Origin of the sequence: Piscibacillus salipiscarius, assembly GCF_042685285.1 — a bacterium.
Classification (GTDB): domain Bacteria; phylum Bacillota; class Bacilli; order Bacillales; family Alkalibacillaceae; genus Piscibacillus; species Piscibacillus salipiscarius.
Map to the genome: position 1 here is coordinate 39,824 of NZ_JBHUMZ010000017.1, position 14,623 is coordinate 54,446.

Here is a 14,623-nt window from a genome sequence, read left to right on the forward strand (position 1 = left end):
CAAACAATCATGGTTACAGAGATGTAGCCATTTTTTTATGCCTTCTTTTGGATAATTTAGCAGAAATATCAAACCCTAATATAAAAAGTGCGTAGGGAGTATGAGAGTTTATGCATCCAAGAGAATGGCGTTCTGAAGAGCCTATATCATCAAAACAACCTATTATATGGTTGGCTTTAACTATATCCCTAATAATGATAGGGGTGATGGCTTTCTTTATGATTCAGAAAGCCAATGAAAATGAAAGACTGCAATCCAGAGTAAATGAGCTAAATCAACAATTAAATACCCAGCAATTAACGTTTGAAAAAGACCGTCGTGATATTGAACGGCAACTCGCTGAATTAAGATCCATAGAGGAACAAATGATAGAACTTATTAATCAATTGAACGTGGACCGTGCAGCGTCTTTATCAAGCAATAATGTGCCGGACAAAGTGGGTCTCGTTAAATCTTCAGAACTTAAAATTAATCGTCCGTATTCAGCAATCAAGCAAGAGGTTTCTGGATTAGTGGCTAGTTATCAAATGGCCGTTAGTCAACTAGAAGAGGTTAATCGAGATCTTAAGAAGACACCAATCCACTGGCCAGCTGCTTCTGAAACCGTAAGTTCTCACTTTGGCTACAGAACTGATCCATTCACAAATACAGGTTCATTCCACTCAGGAATTGATTTAGCAGGTCCTTTAGGGACTGATATCTATGTGGCAGGAGATGGGATTATTGAATTTGCAGGCTATCAAGGCGCTTATGGTTATTCAATCTTAGTTGACCATGGAAATTCATATAAAACTCGCTATAGTCATCTTAATGAAGTAAAGGTTAAAAAAGGAGAGTCAGTCACGCAGGGCCAGCTGATTGGTTCAATGGGCACAACAGGTCGAAGTACAGGGGTTCATTTACATTACGAGGTCATTAAGAATGGTAAGCATATAGATCCCTTTCCTTTAATGACATTTTTACAAAATGCATTTAATGAATAAAAGAGCCGGTACGTGAAATAAACGTACCGGCTCAACTAGTTTATGCTTTAATATAATGGCGAGAAGTCTGAATGAAATGGCCAATTCTTTCTAGAATCGGCTCAATCGACTGTTCATTATTAAATAAATCATAGTCATTAATATTAATCCTCATAACAGGACAAGTATTAAAGTTATTAACCCATTCTTCATAGCGATCATACATTTCTCGCCAATACTCGATTGGTGTATCTTGCTCCATTTGACGGCCTCTACTTTTTAGACGGTCTAGTACATCTTCAAATGAACCTTCCAAGTAAATCAATAAGTCTGGATGCGGAAAGTAAGGAGTCATGACCATCGCATCGAATAGACTTTTATAAGTATTATAATCCGTCTCATTCATCGTACCTTTTTCACGATGCATTTTTGCGAAAATACCTGTATCTTCATAAATGGATCGGTCTTGGATAAACCCTCCACCGTATTCAAAGATTCTTTTTTGTTCCTTGAAACGCTCAGCTAAGAAATAAACTTGAAGGTGAAAACTCCAACGCTCAAAATCTTTATAAAATTTATCTAAATAAGGGTTGCCATCAACTTTCTCAAAGGATGTACGAAAACCTAAAGTACTAGCCAGGGCATTCGTCATTGTTGATTTCCCTACTCCAACTGTTCCTGCGATGGTAATAACAGCATCACTAGGAATTCCATAACGGTCATAGACGTTCATGTAACAACTTCTCCTTTTTGTATATGCTTCTCAACAATCGATAATATATAAGCTAAATCCTCTTGATGTTTAACAAAGTCAAGATCATCACCATTTAAACGAATCACAGGAATTTCAGGGTTATTCCTTTCAAACTCGTCCATGAACTGATCATAATCCTTTGATAATTGACTTAAATAATCCGCTTGGATATTCTTCTCAACTTCTCTACCACGTTTTCTAATTCGTTCTAATAATGTATCAAGACTGGCATGTAAATAAATCATGACATTTGGTTTAGGCATATCATCCGTTAATGTGTGGAAAATCTGCTCATACTTATTAAACTGTTTGTCATTTAACGTTCGTTTAGCAAAAATCATATTTTTATATATATGATAATCAGACACAACTGGCTTGTCTTGTTGTAAATAATGCTTTTCAATATCTTCTAGTTGCTTGTATCGATTACACAAAAAGAACATTTCCGTTTGAAAACTCCACTCTTCAATGTTGTCGTAGAATTTACCTAAGAATGGATTTTCTTCGACAATTTCTTTAAGTAAGTGAAAGTAGAAATGTTGTGCAATTTTGTTTGACAATGAGGTCTTCCCGACGCCGATGGGGCCCTCTACAGCAATAAAAGGTACATGGTATTCCCCCATGAAAACTCCTCCAATAACATATCTTTTCTATTATTCCATGATAACAAATTTCGACTCTAAAGTGGGTGTTTTTCTAGACATTTTAAAAATCCAAAAATATCTAGCAAAGACCTATACACTTTTATTTCATCGACATATTTTATAGTGTAACCAAGAAAAGAGAGGTGAGAATAAATGTTTGAAGACAATTGCAATGAATTGGATTGTAAAAACAACAAATGTGTATGTAAAACTGTAGCTAAAATTGCTGCTGCACAAGATGAAGTAGCGGGAAGAGGTCAAGGATGTGAAACGGGATGTAAACAGTCAATCAATGACTTATTATCCCCAACTACTGGACCGAGTACTACTAACGATACAGTTCCATTCGTTTTATACTGTAAAGGAGATTGCAAAGAGTTTATTGGCAGAAGTGTAGTTGCTAATCCTTTTGGTAATAATATGGTAGCTTACAATTGTATCGAAACTCCAATTTTCCGAGTAAGCAAGGTGAAAAAGAATTGTTGTGCTGAATTAGAGTTATTATTACCAGTAAACGAAGGTGGTCAAACACCTGGATCGGGTGGAGAAGATTTATGTGATTTTGTTCCACCAACTGGAAATAGTATAAGAGACTTTCAACGCACAGGTATTTGTATCACTGTAGATTTATGTGAGTTTATGGCAATTGCTTGCTTAGATCCAGTAAGAGCATTACCTGTATCTGAGTGGAGACGTAATTCAGGTGGTGGCGGTGGCGCAAGTGCCCACTGCGACGATTAATCATCCATGACTGGTGCCGTTTTACGGTGCCAGTTTTTTTATGTTTGACAAAATACCTATAGGGGTATATGATGAATACGTAACGTCATAAATGACAATATTCGTTTTGCGTTGTATCATTGTAATTGAGAGGAGGTAATCATGATGGAATACGATGCAAAAGTTAAAAATAGAGTGAAACGTTTGGAAGGTCAATTGCGTGGGGTTCTTCGTATGATGGAAGAAGGAGCAGATTGTAAAGACGTGATTACCCAGTTATCTGCAAGCCGAACAGCAATTGATCGGACCATAGGAGTAGTCGTGAGCAATAACTTAATCGAATGTGTTCAAGATGCAAATGAAAATGATGAGGACACAGAAGATAAAGTTAAAGAAGCTGTTAATTTATTAGTTAAAAGCCGTTAACAAAAAATTTATACTAAGCTGTTGACGGATTTCATTTTATAAGTTAATATACCCCATAGGGTATTAAAAATACTAAAACAATTTCTTAGGAGGAATTATTTATGGATATTAATAAAACTTTAGATGCAAAAGGTCTAGCATGCCCAATGCCAATTGTAAAAACTAAAAAGGCAATTGAGGACGTTGAAAGTGGTCAGATTCTAGAAGTAGTTGCAACAGATGCAGGTGCTAAGAGTGACCTAACAGCATGGTGCAAATCTTCAGGTCATGAGTTAGTTGACATGAATGAAGATGACGGCGTATTTACTTTCTATATTAAAAAAGGATAATTTTTTTAGTTTAACAAATACCTATACGGGTATAAGTAATGTGAGAGATGATCATCAGATTGATCATCTCTCTACAAAAAAGCCAACAATTAGGGAGGAGTTATACAATGGCTGAAAAGAAAAAGACGAATATCATCCTATTCAGCGGTGATTACGATAAAACAATGGCAGCCTATATCATTGCCAATGGTGCAGCTGCTTATGATCACGATGTAACAATTTTCCACACTTTCTGGGGATTAAATGCGTTACGTAAAGATGAAAAAGTACAACCAAAAAAATCATTTATGGAGAAAATGTTTGGTAAAATGATGCCTCGTGGGGCAGACAACATGCCACTATCTAAAATGCAATTTTTAGGTATGGGTCCAAAAATGATTAAAGGTGTTGTTAAAAAGCATAATGCTATGCCATTACCAGATTTAATCGATATGGCTAAAGAGCAGGATATTACGTTACTAGCTTGTACGATGACAATGGATTTATTAGGTCTTAAGAAAGAAGAACTTTTAGATGGTATTGAATACGGTGGTGTCGCAGCTTATATTGCTGAAGGTGAAGATGGCGCTATTAACCTATTCATTTAATCTTGGAGGTATGAACTATGAAAACAATTGATTCAAAAACAGTACAAGAGAAATTAGATCAAGGTGAAGATTTAAACTTGATCGACGTTCGTGAAGTTGAGGAAGTTCAGGAAGGTAAAATACCTGGTGCGGTAAACATTCCACTAGGTCTAATTGAATTTCGTGAGAATGAATTAGATAAGAATCAAGAGTATATTATGGTATGCCGTTCTGGTGGACGTAGCGGTCAAGCAACACAATTTCTAGAAAGCAAAGGTTATAACGTTACGAACATGGAAGGCGGAATGCTTAGCTGGGAAGGTCCAGTTGAGAAGTAATAATAGGAGGGATCTTGAATGACTAATATTAGTGCAGATCATGTGTTAGATGCAAAAGGCTTAGCATGCCCTATGCCAATTGTTAAAACACGTAAAGAAATTGAAAACGTAGAGCCTGGCAAAGTTCTCTTAATTGAAGCTACAGATCAAGGTTCAAAAGCTGATTTAAAAGCTTGGGCAGAGCGTAGTGGTCATCAGTATTTAGGCACAGTTGAAGAAGGAGATGTCTTAAAGCACTATGTTCGCAAAGCTTCTGAAGGTGAATCAGGAGAACAACCTTCTTTTGACAATAAGGTTAATAATGATGATTTAAAACAAAAAGTTAATTCTGATGGTGTAACGGTTTTAGACGTACGTGAATCAGCTGAATATGCATTTGGTCATATTCCTAATGCAATCTCAATCCCATTCGGTGAATTAGAGAATCGCGTTAGTGAATTAAGTCAAGACGATGAGATTTATGTTGTATGCCGTACTGGTAACCGTAGTGATATGGCAGCACAATTATTAAGTGAAAAAGGTTTTAGTAAAGTATATAACGTAGTCCCTGGTATGAGTGAATGGGATGGAGACGTTGAAAGTAAGTAATTAAGTAGTAGTTAGTGAAATTGTAGCTAAAGAGGACTTGGTCCGTTCCAAGTTCTTTTATTAACACAAAATTAATACCATAGGGGGTATAAAAAGATGTCAGTAAAAACAATGAATGTTCAAGATATTGCGAAACGAGTAGTCAACAAAGAAGATTTATTCGTATTAGATGTACGTAATGAGGATGCATTTGAAGATTGGAAAATTGAAGGCGACAACTTTGATTATCTAAACGTACCTTACTTCGATTTAATCGAAGGAATTGAACCTATTCAAGATAAAGTACCAAAAGATCGTGATGTAGCGGTTGTTTGTGCGAAAGGTGGTTCATCTGAATTCGTTGCGGATCAACTAGTTGAAGCTGGTTTTGACAATGTTTATTCAGTAGAAGGCGGTATGAAGGCTTGGAGTGAACACTTAGAGCCAGTTAAAATTGCTGACTTAAAAGATGGTGGTGAATTATACCAGTTCGTACGCCTAGGTAAAGGTTGCCTATCATATATGGTGATCTCTGACGGTGAAGCAGCAACGATTGATGCAGTACGTATGGCCGATGTGTTCATTAACTTTGCAGAAGAAAAAGGTGCTAAAATCACTCACGCATTTGACACACACCTACACGCAGACCACATCTCTGGTGGACGCGAAATTGCTGAGAAAACAGGTGCAACTTATTGGTTACCACCAAAAGATGCGACAGAAGTACAATTTGAATACAAACCTTTAGAAGACGGTGAAGATGTTAAAATCGGTTCTTCTAAGATCAGTGTTCAAGCATTATATTCACCTGGACACACAATTGGTTCAACATCATTTATCGTTGACGACCAATATTTAATGTCAGGTGACATTCTGTTCGTAGATTCAATTGGTCGCCCAGACTTAGCTGGTTTAGCTGATGATTGGGTAGGTGACTTACGTGAAACACTTTATAAACGTTATAAAGAACTTTCTGATGAACTAGTAGTATTACCAGCACACTATATGACAAATGATGAATTAAATGAAGATGGTTCAGTAGGTAAAAAATTAGGTGAATTATATCAAGATAACCACGGACTAAATGTGGACGATGAGCAAGAATTCCGTCGTATGGTTACAGAAAACTTACCACCACAACCAAACGCATATCAAGAAATCCGTGAAACGAACATGGGTAAAATTTCTCCAGAAACTGAAAAGAAACGTGAAATGGAAATTGGTCCTAACCGTTGTGCGGTTAAGTAATAAATAATAGGGGGATAAGGTTTATGACCTTATTTCCCTCATTATTTTTTTGAACTAGGGTAGTTTATGAATGAGATACCAAGGGGGGTTTTCCTGTGGAGTATAGTATATTGTTTTTATTAGTATTATTTCTTATTGGGTTTGCTGGATCATTCATCTCTGGAATGGTCGGAATCGGTGGATCAATAGTTAAATATCCAATGTTATTATATATACCACCACTATTAGGTTTTGCAGCATTTACGTCCCATGAAGTATCAGGTATAAGTGCTGTTCAAGTGTTCTTTGCGACCATTGGTGGTGTCTGGGCTTACCGAAAAGGTGGTTATCTAAATAAGTCCCTTATTTTATATATGGGGATTAGCATTCTAATCGGTAGCTTTATAGGCGGATTTGGATCTAGATTCTTATCCGAAGGGTCTGTTAATTTCGTTTATGCGATTTTAGCGACGATTGCCGTTATTATGATGTTTATGCCGAAGAAAGGTTTAGATGATGTTGCACTAGATCAAGTCACCTTTAATAAAACGCTGGCATCAAGCTTAGCATTTATTGTAGGTATTGGTGCTGGAATCGTGGGTGCTGCAGGGGCATTTGTGTTAGTTCCAATCATGCTGATCGTGCTTAAAATTCCAACACGAATGACGATTGCATCATCATTAGCGATAACGTTCATTTCTTCAATTGGTTCAACGGCAGGTAAGATCATGACAGGACAAGTATTACTTGTTCCGGCTATCATTATGATTGTCGCAAGTTTAATTGCCTCACCACTAGGAGCCAATGCTGGTAAGAAAATTAATACAAAATATTTACACATCATCTTAGCTGGATTAATCTTGGCATCTGCCATTAAAATTTGGCTAGACTTTTTATAGGAATCAGTTAAACTCACCTTTAGCCAGGTGGGTTTTTTATTCGTTAATTTAGGTTAAATTAATTAATAGTTAGAGTGAGGTGTAAATATGGAGAAAACCATTGATTCTAATTATATTCAACAACACTTAGCGAATGAAAGAACTTATTTAGCATGGATCCGTACAGCTTTAGCAATGGTTGGTATAGGTTTCTTAATTGTGAATATCCATTTTTCGTTGAATGAAACCTCTGCCGCAGCTGATCAATTTGCTCAAATGATTGGCATATTCTCGGTGGTTTTAGGGCTAATCATTATTGTGTTCGCGACTTATAGTTATTTAGTTAAAAAGAAGCAAATCAATGAACAAACGTTTCAGCCGTCTAATCGGGTCGTTTGGTTAGTGTCAATTTTTACGATCATTATTAGTATTTTATTTTTCTTATATTTTTTTGTATATTAAAAGACCTGGCTACAGCCAGATCTTTTATGAGTTATGCATTTGTGTTAATTGTGTTGAATCCATTTCGTAAATGTCTGGGTCGTACAGGTGACAGGCAACGTGTCTGCCGTCCTCAACTTCTGTCAGTTTTGGCTTTTTATGAGCACAGATATCTTGCGCAAGCGGACACCTAGTTCTAAAAACACATCCTGACGGTGGATCAATTGGACTTGGTAATTCTCCTTCTAACACAATTCTTGAACGATTTTCTTCTATGTCAGGGTCTGGGATTGGAACAGCTGATAAGAGTGCATTGGTATATGGATGAAGCGGTTCATCATATAATGTTTTACTTTCGGTAAGTTCTACGATATGTCCTAAATACATAACAGCAATCCGGTCTGATATATGTCTGACCATTGAAAGGTCGTGGGCAATAAATAAATAAGTTAAACCTTTTTCCTCTTGAAGACGTTCTAACAGATTAATGATTTGTGCTTGTACTGAAACATCAAGTGCTGAAATAGGTTCGTCACAAATAATAAATTTAGGCTCTAACGCTAAAGCTCTGGCAATTCCAATACGCTGCCTTTGCCCACCACTAAATTCATGAGGATAACGGTTAGCGTGATCTCTGTTCAGTCCGACTTCTTCAAGTAATTCATATACTTTCTTGAGTCTTTCTTTATTATTTTTATAAAGGCCATGAACCTCCATTGGTTCTGAGATAATCTCCTTGACTGTTGACCTTGGATTTAGTGAGGCATAAGGGTCCTGGAAAATCATCTGCATATCCCTAAATAACTTAAAGCGTTCTTGTTCAGGGATATCGTGGACATTAACGTCATCATAAATCACGTTACCACCTGTTTTTTCATATAAGGTTAGAATCGTTCTTCCCGCTGTTGATTTTCCACAACCTGATTCGCCTACAACACCAAATGTTTCACCTTCTTTAATCGAAAATGTTACATCATCAACAGCTTTTAACGTTTGGTTTCGCCCAACTTTGAAATATTTTTTTAAGTTCTCTACTCTTAATAAATCTTTTGTCATGTAGACTCCTCCTGGTAGTACCTTCTTGCTTCACATAATTTAGATTCATATCTAGAACCTGCAAGCGAAATAACTTCAATACCAGTACTAGAAATAGATGAATGAATCATTTGTCCGTTTCCATAGTAAATACCGACGTGATTAATGTTACCTTTACCTATGTCACCTTCAAAAAATAATAAATCGCCTATCTTTAACTCATTAAACGCAACTTGCTTGCCTTGTAAGGCTTGGTCTGATGCATCACGGGGGATCCTGTACCCGTTCATCTTATGCATGGTGTAAGCAAATCCAGAACAGTCATAACCGAATGCACTCATCCCACCCCAAAAATATGGGAGCTTTAAAAATTGTTCTGCTGACTTAACAATCGATTGACCATTACCTTGAGGTAAATCTTTAATTGAATTGTAAACCTTTATGTTTTTTGCTTGAAACCAACCCTCGCCTTCAGGTGTTCGAACTTTAATCCAACTCTCTTGCTGCTTTAAAACAGGTAAATAGGTTCCGTAACTTAACTCTAGAAACGGTAATTTATTAGAATCGTATAAAATGGTTTGTTCATTGGTTACTAAAGCAATAGGTGGTTCACGCCAGTCTTGACTAACTAACTTGAGCTGAGTAAGAGGAACCCACCCAGGATAGCCCCGTTCATCCTTTTTAGAAGGTTGATTGACGGCAATAATTTTAGCCCATTTACCTTCAATTTGATCGACAATGACTTCTTCACCGTAGAGAAGCTGGGATTGTACTCGTTTCTCATAGCATAGATGATCTCTTTGTTTTTTGGTTAATTCGTCGTACCATTTTTGTAATAATACAGGTTTTGTTAAGCCAACTTGATCGATGACTCTTGGTGATTCCGAATCTGTCCAAATCGTTGCCACAGAAACGTTACAAACCCATATATTAGCTTGTTGTTGGCTCATATTACATAATCCTTTCAGTTAAAGAATGTAGGCTTTATTAATCGTCTTAACCCCTAAACCAGGTTCATCAGGTAACGTCATAATATTTTGCGTATACTGGGCTCCACCATAAATCGTATCATCTGATAACATGAGCGGAGCATCAAAGTCGTACCTGGTGATATTAGGCTGGCTTGCAGCAAAATGTGCAGCTGCTGTGATGCCTAATTTCGTTTCAATCATACTTCCGACCATACAAGGAATCCCAAATGTTTCTGCCATATGGTTAATTTTTAGTGCGTGGTAGATACCGCCTGATTTCATTAGTTTTATATTGATTAGATCACTACTTCTTGTTTCTAACACTCTTCTAGCATCAACCGGTGAGAAAACACTTTCGTCTGCCATGATCAGAGTGTGGGTTTGGGTTGTGACTTCTTTCAAACCTTCAATGTCATTAGCGATCACAGGCTGCTCAACTAGTTCAATGTCTAAGCCGAGCTCTTCCATTTTATTAATCGCATAAATGGCTTCTTTAACTGACCAGCCTTGATTGGCATCTAAACGAATGGTAGTTGAAGTGCCTATTCTTTCTCGAATGGCTTTTATTCGTTTAATATCTTGTTCTATTTGATCTTTACCAACTTTAACTTTTAATATTGAAAAGCCTTGGCTAACATACTCCTGAGCATCTTGAGCCATCTCGTCAGGACGGTTAACACTTACGGTATAATCTGTTTCAATTTTATTTCGATAACCGCCTAGTAATTGATAAAGAGGGAGGTTAGCTGACCTTGCTAAACAGTCAAATAACGCCATATCTATAGCAGCTTTAGCACTCGTGTTGCGTACGATCGCTCTGTGAATTTTTTCTAGTAATTGATGTATGTTTTTAATGGATTGCCCTATTAAAAGGGGTTTAAAGACCTCTTCTATACAATACTTAATACTTCTTAAACTATCGCCTGTAATGACAAGAGTTGGTGGTGCTTCCCCATAACCAATCGTTCCATCTTCTAAAGTAATTTTAACGTAAATGGTGTCCGCTTCAGTCACGGTTCTTAAAGCAGTTTTAAAAGGTTTATTTAATGGTATTCGAATTTGAAAAGTTTCGATTTGCTTTATGTTCAAGATGATCCTCCTATGACACCTGGCTCGATGGATAAACGTTTGGCTTCGGTTGATAGATTAGCTTGAACGCCAAGCGGTATGGCGTAATGTGGTTGACAATGGCCGATTTTAAAACCGCTTATGACCGGTTTATTTAATGTACTTAAGTAATCATTTAATACTTGTTCTAACGTAAAGGATGGCCGGTCTTTTTTCGGTTTAGCATTGTTAAAGTCACCAACAATAATACCTGCTGCATCATCAAGCTTTCCGGCGTGTTTAAGCTGAGATAAGAAAGAATCAATACGATAAGGTGGCTCATCAACATCTTCTATGAAAAGTAGTTTTCCATTCGTGTCTATTTCATAAGGGCCGCCTAATGAATTAACGATTAAAGATAAATTTCCACCAACAATTTCCCCGTTAGCATCACCTTTAGAAATTACTTTTAGTTCAGAATATGTATGATCATATATCATGGGTGTAGGTTGAGATAATTGATTGAAAGCTTGCTTTGAATGCTCGTGGAAATCGTCTTTACCTATATCTGATGCCAGCATAGGTCCGTGGAATGTAATAAGACCTGTTTGTTGCCTAATGGCTGTATGTAAATATGTAATATCACTATATCCCCAGAATATCTTGGGATGTTTTTTTATTAAATCATAGTCAATGGAAGCTGCTATTCGACCTGTTCCATAACCTCCACCAGCACAAATAATGGCTTTGATGTTGTCGTCTCTAAACATGTCATGCAGGTCTTTTAAACGCTGTTCATCTGTGCCTGCTAAATAACCATGTACTTCTTCGACATAGTGACCTAGTTGAACCTTAAATCCAATGTTTTCAAAAAAAGGAATGGCCTTTTTCAGATTCTCTATATTAGGTGGGCTAGCAGGTGCTATGACACCAATAGTATCTCCTGGTTGTAATGCCTTTGGTAGAATCATAGATTAAACTCCTTTAATTTGGATAAAGGGCATAGCTCGGTATGCCCTTTACCTTAATACATTTTATTTCTTATCTGCCCATTTAAGTTCTAAATAACCAACTGGGTGACGTACAATGCCAGATACATCTGGGTTTTGTAAATTGACTTGGTTATAGAAGTGAATTGGGAAGAGTGGCATCTCTTCAAATAAAATCTTCTCTGCTTCATATAAATATTCGAAACGTTTTGCTTCGTCCGTTTCACTTTTTGCATTTGCGATTAGTTGATCGTATTCTTCATTTGACCAGCCTGTACGGTTCATAGATGAATCTGTCACAAAGCTTTCTAAGAAGTTAACAGGGTCTGCATAATCGGCTAAGAATGAACTACGTGAGAACTGGTGTTTTAGGTCTTTTTGATCCTGTAAGAAAACATTCCATTCTGTGTTTTCTAACTCAACTTGAACATCTAAAACCTTGTTATATGTTTCTTGTAAATATTCTGCAATCGATTTGTGAGTTTCACTTGTGTTATACGATAATGTCACTTGTGGTAACTCATCATAACCTTCTTCTTTCATACCTTCTTCTAATAATTGTTTAGCTTTTTCTGCGTTTGTTTCGATTAAATTTCCGTTTACCTCACGGAAATCTTCACCATTATGATCTGTAAAGCCGTATGATACGAAACCATATGCTGGTTTTTCTAAGTTCTTAGTAATGTAATCAACAATTTCTTGTTGGTTTACAGCTAAAGCAAATGCTTTTCTAATTTTCTTATTTTGGAACGGTTCTTCATTAACATTAAAGCGGTAGAAGTAGACACCTGCTTGTTCTTCATTTGTAACATCATCACCTTCTAAAAGTTGGTCAGCTAAATCAGAAGGAATGCCCGATGTATCTAGCTCACCACTTTCGTACATTTGGTATTCAGTATTAGTATCATTGACCATAGCCCAATGAACTTCATCTAACTTAACAGTATCAGCGTCCCAGTATTCAGGGTTCTTCTCAAAAACCATGTTTTGATCGTGGTTCCACTCTTTTAATGAAAAAGGTCCATTTGCAACAAAAGTATCAGCTTCTGCATGCCAATCAGGGTTTTCTTCCGCAACCTTATGGTTAACCGGGAAGAATGCAGGATTTGAGACTAAGTCTAAGAAGAAGCCAGTTGGTGATTCAAGTGTAACTTTAAATGTTTTGTCATCAACTGCTTCAACGCCAACATCTTCTGCAGATGCTTCACCAGCGTTAAATGCTTCACCGTTTTTAATGAAGTAACCTAAGAAAGCAGCTGATGAAGCTGTTTCAGGATCTAATAAATGTCTCCAAGCATAAACAAAATCTTGTGCTGTCACGGGGTCACCGTTTGACCAATTGGCATCCTCTCTTAAGAAGAATGTGTACTCTTGGCCATCTTCAGATACTTCCCATTCCTTAGCCATGGCAGGCTTAGGCTCATGGGATTGATCTAATCGTGTTAATCCTTCTAGTAAGTTGTTTAAAGTGTTCCAGGAAACGGAGTTAAACCCAACTGGTGGGTCGAACGATGTTGGTTCAGTTGCATTATTTAAATAGAGTATCTTTTTGTCACCTTCGTCTCCCTCATTTTCATTTGAACTTTCATTTTCTTCTGTGTTGTTTTCGCTATTGCTTTCTTCATCTTCACCTTCACCCGTTGATGTTGTACAGGCAACGAGTAGCATGGTCAGTAGTGTGACCATTAAAGCCAGTAACCACTTTTTATTCATTTGTATTCCTCCTTTGGTTTTATATTAATTTTCATATGTTGGACCCTCTCATCATAAAGCCAGCACTCCACGTAATGTGACTCGCTATTTTCATGACGGATAGGATAAACCTTTTCGCAAGCCACCATGGCATGTGGACACCTTGCTGTAAAAGGGCAGCCAACTGGTGGTGAAAATAGGTCTGGCGGCGTTCCATCAATAGGAATCAGTTTCTCATCTTTTTGATCTAACCGTGGAATAGAATGCAGTAGACCTTTTGTGTAAGGGTGTTTAGCTTCGTAGAAAATCTCTTTCTTAAAGCCAGTTTCAATGATTTTCCCTGCATACATGACCGCGATTCGATCTGCAACTTTTGCAACAACACCAAAGTCGTGTGTAATTAAAATTATCGCAACATTAGTTTGCTGTTGAATCTTATTAAATAGTTCTAGAATTTGCGCTTGAATAGTAACATCCAGAGCTGTGGTCGGCTCATCGGCAATGAGTAAATCAGGTTCACAAATAAGAGCAATGGCAATAACAATACGTTGCCTCATTCCACCACTAAATTGGTGGGGATACTGTTTTAACCGCTCTTCTGGACTTGGAATCCCTACAAGGTTGAGCATGTCAATGGCTTTTTCTTTAGCTTTGCTTCTAGATATTTTTTCGTGTTGAATCAAACCTTCAGTTAACTGATCACCTATCGTTAGAGTAGGGTTAAGTGCTGTCATAGGGTCTTGGAAGATCATCGAAATATCCACACCCCGAATTTCCTTCATCTGCCGTTCGTTATAGTGCGTAATGTCTTGATCTTTAAAAACAATCCGGCCATTACGAATTTTTCCAGCAGGTTTAGGGATTAATTGCATGATGCTATTGGCGGTTACACTTTTACCACAGCCTGATTCACCTACAATTGCTAACGTTTCCCCTTGATATAAATCAAAAGATACCCCGCGTACTGCTTTGACTTCACCGCCGTATGTAGAAAATGAAACATGAAGGTCATCAACTTCAAGTATTTTTTTCATAGG

Annotated in this window: 18 protein-coding genes; 10 read left to right on the plus strand and 8 right to left on the minus strand. The window is 37.2% G+C overall.

Annotation, left to right across the window (positions count from 1 at the left end):
• Positions 1-110: 110 nt before the first annotated feature.
• Entirely contained in the window at positions 111-983 is an 873-nt protein-coding gene (locus tag ACFSW4_RS06430) for a peptidoglycan DD-metalloendopeptidase family protein (protein WP_377328189.1), read from the plus strand.
• A gap of 40 nt (positions 984-1,023) precedes the next feature.
• Here ACFSW4_RS06430 and ACFSW4_RS06435 read toward each other — a convergent pair whose 3' ends face one another.
• Positions 1,024-1,695, minus strand: coding sequence for a deoxynucleoside kinase (locus tag ACFSW4_RS06435; protein WP_377328191.1), 672 nt, complete (start codon positions 1,693-1,695; stop codon positions 1,024-1,026).
• The gene (locus ACFSW4_RS06440) at positions 1,692-2,339 is read right to left on the minus strand and encodes a deoxynucleoside kinase (protein WP_377328193.1); all 648 of its coding nucleotides are present in this window, start codon (positions 2,337-2,339) and stop codon (positions 1,692-1,694) included. Before ACFSW4_RS06440 ends, ACFSW4_RS06435 begins: the two co-directional genes overlap by 4 nt.
• 174 nt (positions 2,340-2,513) lie before the next feature.
• Here ACFSW4_RS06440 and ACFSW4_RS06445 point away from each other — a divergent pair, with 174 nt between their 5' ends.
• The 9 genes from ACFSW4_RS06445 (at position 2,514) to ACFSW4_RS06485 (ending at position 7,873) form a co-directional block, all read left to right on the plus strand.
• On the plus strand, positions 2,514-3,101 hold the full coding sequence (locus tag ACFSW4_RS06445; RefSeq protein ID WP_054754111.1) for a CotY/CotZ family spore coat protein: 588 nt from the start codon (positions 2,514-2,516) through the stop codon (positions 3,099-3,101).
• Between the two features lie 144 nt (positions 3,102-3,245).
• On the plus strand, positions 3,246-3,506 hold the full coding sequence (locus ACFSW4_RS06450) for a metal-sensitive transcriptional regulator (RefSeq protein WP_054754109.1): 261 nt from the start codon (positions 3,246-3,248) through the stop codon (positions 3,504-3,506).
• Between the two features lie 101 nt (positions 3,507-3,607).
• The gene (locus tag ACFSW4_RS06455) at positions 3,608-3,835 is read left to right on the plus strand and encodes a sulfurtransferase TusA family protein (RefSeq protein WP_054754107.1); all 228 of its coding nucleotides are present in this window, start codon (positions 3,608-3,610) and stop codon (positions 3,833-3,835) included.
• A 107-nt stretch (positions 3,836-3,942) separates the two neighbouring features.
• A complete protein-coding gene (locus ACFSW4_RS06460) occupies positions 3,943-4,422 on the plus strand; it encodes a DsrE/DsrF/DrsH-like family protein (RefSeq protein ID WP_377328195.1) in 480 nt (159 codons plus the stop codon).
• 17 nt (positions 4,423-4,439) lie between these two features.
• Complete coding sequence (locus tag ACFSW4_RS06465) at positions 4,440-4,739, plus strand: rhodanese-like domain-containing protein (RefSeq protein ID WP_054754105.1); 300 nt, start codon at positions 4,440-4,442, stop codon at positions 4,737-4,739.
• Between the two features lie 18 nt (positions 4,740-4,757).
• Entirely contained in the window at positions 4,758-5,327 is a 570-nt protein-coding gene (locus ACFSW4_RS06470) for a sulfurtransferase TusA family protein (protein WP_377328197.1), read from the plus strand.
• Between the two features lie 96 nt (positions 5,328-5,423).
• On the plus strand, positions 5,424-6,554 hold the full coding sequence (locus ACFSW4_RS06475; protein WP_377328199.1) for an MBL fold metallo-hydrolase: 1,131 nt from the start codon (positions 5,424-5,426) through the stop codon (positions 6,552-6,554).
• A 95-nt stretch (positions 6,555-6,649) separates the two neighbouring features.
• Positions 6,650-7,432 carry a sulfite exporter TauE/SafE family protein gene (locus ACFSW4_RS06480; RefSeq protein ID WP_054754103.1) on the plus strand — a complete coding sequence of 261 codons (783 nt, stop codon included), beginning with the start codon at positions 6,650-6,652 and terminating at the stop codon, positions 7,430-7,432.
• A gap of 87 nt (positions 7,433-7,519) precedes the next feature.
• Positions 7,520-7,873: a YidH family protein gene (locus ACFSW4_RS06485; protein ID WP_377328201.1), complete on the plus strand. Its 354-nt coding sequence runs from the start codon at positions 7,520-7,522 to the stop codon at positions 7,871-7,873.
• A 24-nt stretch (positions 7,874-7,897) separates the two neighbouring features.
• Here the strand turns inward: ACFSW4_RS06485 and ACFSW4_RS06490 are convergent, their stop codons facing one another.
• From ACFSW4_RS06490 to ACFSW4_RS06515, 6 genes are all read right to left on the minus strand, one after another.
• Positions 7,898-8,908, minus strand: a complete 1,011-nt coding sequence (locus ACFSW4_RS06490) for an ABC transporter ATP-binding protein (RefSeq protein WP_054754100.1) — start codon at positions 8,906-8,908, stop codon at positions 7,898-7,900.
• On the minus strand, positions 8,905-9,837 hold the full coding sequence (locus ACFSW4_RS06495; protein ID WP_377328203.1) for a C40 family peptidase: 933 nt from the start codon (positions 9,835-9,837) through the stop codon (positions 8,905-8,907). Before ACFSW4_RS06495 ends, ACFSW4_RS06490 begins: the two co-directional genes overlap by 4 nt.
• 18 nt (positions 9,838-9,855) lie before the next feature.
• Complete coding sequence (locus tag ACFSW4_RS06500) at positions 9,856-10,947, minus strand: mandelate racemase/muconate lactonizing enzyme family protein (RefSeq protein ID WP_377328205.1); 1,092 nt, start codon at positions 10,945-10,947, stop codon at positions 9,856-9,858.
• Positions 10,944-11,876 (minus strand): S66 peptidase family protein, encoded by a 933-nt coding sequence (locus ACFSW4_RS06505; RefSeq protein WP_377328207.1) that lies wholly within the window; start codon positions 11,874-11,876, stop codon positions 10,944-10,946. The genes ACFSW4_RS06500 and ACFSW4_RS06505 overlap by 4 nt, the downstream gene beginning before the upstream one ends.
• A 63-nt stretch (positions 11,877-11,939) precedes the next feature.
• Positions 11,940-13,607, minus strand: coding sequence for a peptide ABC transporter substrate-binding protein (locus ACFSW4_RS06510; protein WP_377328209.1), 1,668 nt, complete (start codon positions 13,605-13,607; stop codon positions 11,940-11,942).
• Positions 13,604-14,620: an ABC transporter ATP-binding protein gene (locus ACFSW4_RS06515; protein ID WP_377328211.1), complete on the minus strand. Its 1,017-nt coding sequence runs from the start codon at positions 14,618-14,620 to the stop codon at positions 13,604-13,606. Before ACFSW4_RS06515 ends, ACFSW4_RS06510 begins: the two co-directional genes overlap by 4 nt.
• Positions 14,621-14,623: the final 3 nt, after the last annotated feature.